The sequence below is a fragment of the Pseudomonas sp. genome (genome assembly GCF_050739655.1).
Classification (GTDB): domain Bacteria; phylum Pseudomonadota; class Gammaproteobacteria; order Pseudomonadales; family Pseudomonadaceae; genus Aquipseudomonas.
The window spans coordinates 1-3,600 of the sequence record NZ_JBOIBY010000104.1; the positions used below are offsets into that span (position 1 = coordinate 1).

Below are 3,600 nucleotides of genomic sequence, written 5' to 3' on the forward strand. Positions count from 1 at the left end.
GCGCCGGAAGCCAGGCTGGCGCTGTACGGCAGCATGCTGGGGGTGTTGGGTGGCGGTGTGGAAATCGTGGGGGTTGCACTGTTGACCGGGGCGGGACGAGTTCAGCAGATGAGCAGCCTGTCTGCTCAAGGAGCAGCTACAGCCAAGGCTTCCATGCAGGCGGGTCGGATGCTCGCCAAAACGGGAGCTGTCATTGGGGCGGTGACGGGGTTGTTTGAGGCCACGCAGGCGGGGATGGCGGCTAGTCGTACATGGAAGCGAGGCGATGACGCTGCAGCAATAGGATACTCATTTTCAACAGTTCTCTTCGCAGCATCAGCGAGCTCCGGCATTCTTGCCGCATCGACGACATCGAACGCTCTGATGGGGCCGCTAGGTATTGCAATAATTCTTGGTATAGCAGCGTATGCCTTACACAAATGGGCCCAAGGACAAGAATCCACGCCAATGGAGCGCTGGGCCAAGCGCTGTGTCTTCGGCTACGCCGACGAAACACCCAGGGTTCACTGGGACACGCCCGAACACGCCACTATCGCCATCGCCGAGCTCAACGCCGCGTCTTTAGGCATTGAGGCCAGCGTTGAGTTTCGTCTGCGCATGACCGGTAACCCGGATCTGCACTGGGAAGGCTCAATCGGCGGTGTCAGAACCATTGCCTACGAAGAAAAGCTGGAATTTCACCTGGCGCTGCCTTACTTCGACCCCGAACGTTCGGACTATCAATGGACCCTGCGCCTCCTGCGTGAAGGGGACAACCCAACCAGCCGGGAAACCGGCGAAGTCGCGGCCAGCGGCAGCCTGGTTGTTTCTTCGATGCCAACAACCGCCATCGTCGATGGGAAACCGGCCCAGCAGATGGATTACCAGGCCGAATACGGCACGCCGAAGACCAATACCCGCCGCCAAGCATTGCCCGGCAAGGGCGCTCTGCAGGTCATGGACATTTCGGGCGCCCTCGTCCTCAAGCCTCTGGGACGGCGCCGAAGAATCGAAGGGGCCATCTTGACGCTGACTTACTGGCCTGATCGCACTGTGCCGGAGGGCTATGCAGCCCTCACGCTGACCACCTTTGCCAACCTTTCCGGAGCCCGCTAATGGCCTTCATTGAACCGCTACTCGACCCTCATGCACCCGGTTGGAAGCGTGATCTGCCTATGCCGGATCAGGCGCCCAGCACTGAGCCCTATCCGCCGGTGCTGTCGAATCCGCCCAACCATGTGGACTCCATCTACCTGGAGTTGCCGCGCTCGGTCTATCGAATGCGAGCTCTATGCGCGTGCATAGCATTTTCTCTAATTGTCACCTCTTTATTTTCGCTACTTCTTGGCGGTGCCTATATTTCAGTAACGGGACGTTTCCTCCCCTTCGTCCCGAGCGTCGGCATGCTCCTGTCTTTTGTCGCGAGTTTTTGGTTAGGCATTTTCACTTGGCGAATGACCGTACTCGCGCCCCGCGATGAACCCATCCGTTTCAACCGCCTGCGTCGCAAAGTCTACGTCTACCGCTACCATCACGATGGGCTTCGCCCCTTCAGTCGTACCGCGTGGGGGGTTCGCGCGGAGGTCTACGACTGGGAGGACCTGCGCGCCGAGGCGTGCAGCGTCTATGGTCCCATGGGCACTGGCGGCCTTATCGAGTCCGTAACCCTGGCGGTGGTGAAACCCGGCACCAATCAGGTCATCGACCGCTTCCATTTTGCCCACAGCATTCAGGAGGGTGAAATGTACTGGGCCATGGCCCTGCTGTTCATGCAGCAAGGTCCGCACGCTTTACCCCATTTCCCCCGCCCACCGCGCGACTGGAACAACGAAGACGTGAGTTTCAACCTCGCCCGCCGCCTGGCGCCCAAGGTGCAGTGGCCCGCCGACATCGACCTGGAGTCAAGGACCGCACCCTGATGACTTTTACCTTTCTCTCTCGGCCACGATGGCGAATTGGAAAACGGTTAACGAAACCGCGTCTTCACCTGGGTAAACGCGGAGCTCTTGAGGCCATCGCGAGCAAGCTTGCTCCTACAGTTCCTTAACTGACTGGCACCAGGCCCCATGGCCTTCGATCAAAGATCGAAGCGGTCCACCGCCCGCCGCCGCTCGTTGTCATCGCGTACGTCGTAGTTGGCGGTCGTCTGGATGTTGCTATGGTGGGCGAGTTTCTGCGCGATCGACAGATCGTGTTCCTCGATCACCCGGGTGATGAACGAACGACGGAAATCATGGGGCATGATTTTCACCCCAACTTGCGTGCCGCGCTGCCGGGCAATGTAGTAAATCGCATGCTTGGTAATGCGCTCGCGGGTGATGTGGCTGCCGCGGCGGATACGGTTGAACAGGAACGGGTCGTCCGTTTCGCCTTCCTTGAGCATCGAACGACGCAGCTCCAGCCAGGCATCGAGTTTGGCGAACGCCCAGGCCGGGGCGTATTTGATCAACTGTTTGTTGCCCTTGGCCGTGACGCACAGACTGCGCTCGGCGAAATCGACCTGGTTCAGGTCCAGGTTCACCGATTCCGACTTGCGCATCCCCGAGCCGTACAAAATCCCGATGATCGCCGCATCCCGCAGGCCTTGCGGACGTGGATCGGCGGCGCAGACTTCCATCAGTTCCTGAATCAGCGAGCGGCGCAGGTTGCGCCCCTGGGACAGACGCGTACCGGCAATGCCCTTGACCGAGCGCATTTTCAGCAAATGTTCCTGGCTGATAAGGCTCATGCGCCACGCTTCGTTCATTACCCCACGGACAGCGTTGACGTACAGCGACGAGGTATTCGGCGCGTAGCCGTCGGTGCGCAACGTGGCAACCAGAGCAATGACATCCTCGGGCTGCAGGTTGTGCCAGGGAATTTCCTCGATGTTCACTTCATCGAAGCCCAGGCGGTCGGCGGCGTCCTGCAATACATAGCGCATGGTCAGTTGGCTGGAAGGCGCCAGTCGCGCCAGGTACAGAGTCAGCGGATTGGTCTTCGAAATACTTGAGTCGGTAATAGATAAATCAATCAAACGAAACGGCCTTGAAGAAAAACAATTCAATAAAACAAAAAAAGAGTGAAACACAAAGCATTTAAAGACGAAACTTCCGTAGGACTTTTCCGCTAAAAACCGCGATAAACGGTAGAAGCCTGAACAGTCGCTTAATAGACTCCAAGTAAACAAATAGCCGACCGTTTTTTCATGTTCCTTTCACAAAAACGGGCCTAATCTCATAACGATTGGGTGAGCTTAAGTGCCCTGCCAACCTGCCGTCCACGGCAGAAAAAGTCAATCAATGCGATTTCTAATGCCTGTAGCTAACCCATTGTTGCAGCAGTTTCTTTCGGGTCTACGCTGATAATGGATCCAATGCTCAACATAACCGTCTATTCACTCTTTCAGCCCAGAGGTACCCATGACTCAGGCTTTTCTCCCCTTCTCCCGCCCCAGTATCGGCGATGAAGAAATCGCTGCGGTAGAGCAAGTTCTTCGTTCGGGGTGGATCACCACCGGGCCAAAAAACCAGGAGCTGGAAGAAAAGTTCGCCCACTACGTGGGATGTCAGCATGCCGTTGCGCTGTCCTCAGCCACCGGTGGAATGCACATCACCTTACTTGCGTTGGGCATCGGTCCTG

At 57.5% G+C, this 3,600-nt stretch carries 3 protein-coding genes and 1 pseudogene; 3 read left to right on the forward strand and 1 reads right to left on the reverse strand.

The features are described from left to right. Together ACRESJ_RS05565 and ACRESJ_RS05570 are read left to right on the forward strand one after the other, a co-directional pair. Window positions 1–1,095: pseudogene (locus tag ACRESJ_RS05565) on the forward strand (hypothetical protein); the annotation flags it as partial. 287 nt (window positions 1,096–1,382) lie between these two features. Next, window positions 1,383–1,898 carry a DUF6708 domain-containing protein gene (locus ACRESJ_RS05570; RefSeq protein WP_431757012.1) on the forward strand — a complete coding sequence of 172 codons (516 nt, stop codon included), beginning with the start codon at window positions 1,383–1,385 and terminating at the stop codon, window positions 1,896–1,898. A 158-nt stretch (window positions 1,899–2,056) separates the two neighbouring features. Here the strand turns inward: ACRESJ_RS05570 and ACRESJ_RS05575 are convergent, their stop codons facing one another. Then, window positions 2,057–2,995, reverse strand: a complete 939-nt coding sequence (locus tag ACRESJ_RS05575) for a site-specific integrase (RefSeq protein ID WP_431757010.1) — start codon at window positions 2,993–2,995, stop codon at window positions 2,057–2,059. 385 nt (window positions 2,996–3,380) lie between these two features. Between ACRESJ_RS05575 and ACRESJ_RS05580 the strand changes: the two genes are divergently transcribed. Then, window positions 3,381–3,600: DegT/DnrJ/EryC1/StrS family aminotransferase (locus tag ACRESJ_RS05580; protein WP_431757011.1), on the forward strand; the 220-nt coding region annotated here is incomplete at its 3' end.

Coding starts and splice junctions, on each gene's coding strand:
- ACRESJ_RS05570 (WP_431757012.1), top strand. CDS start 1,383: ATGCTCCTGTCTTTTGTCGCGAGTTTTTGGTTAGGCATTTTCACTTGG.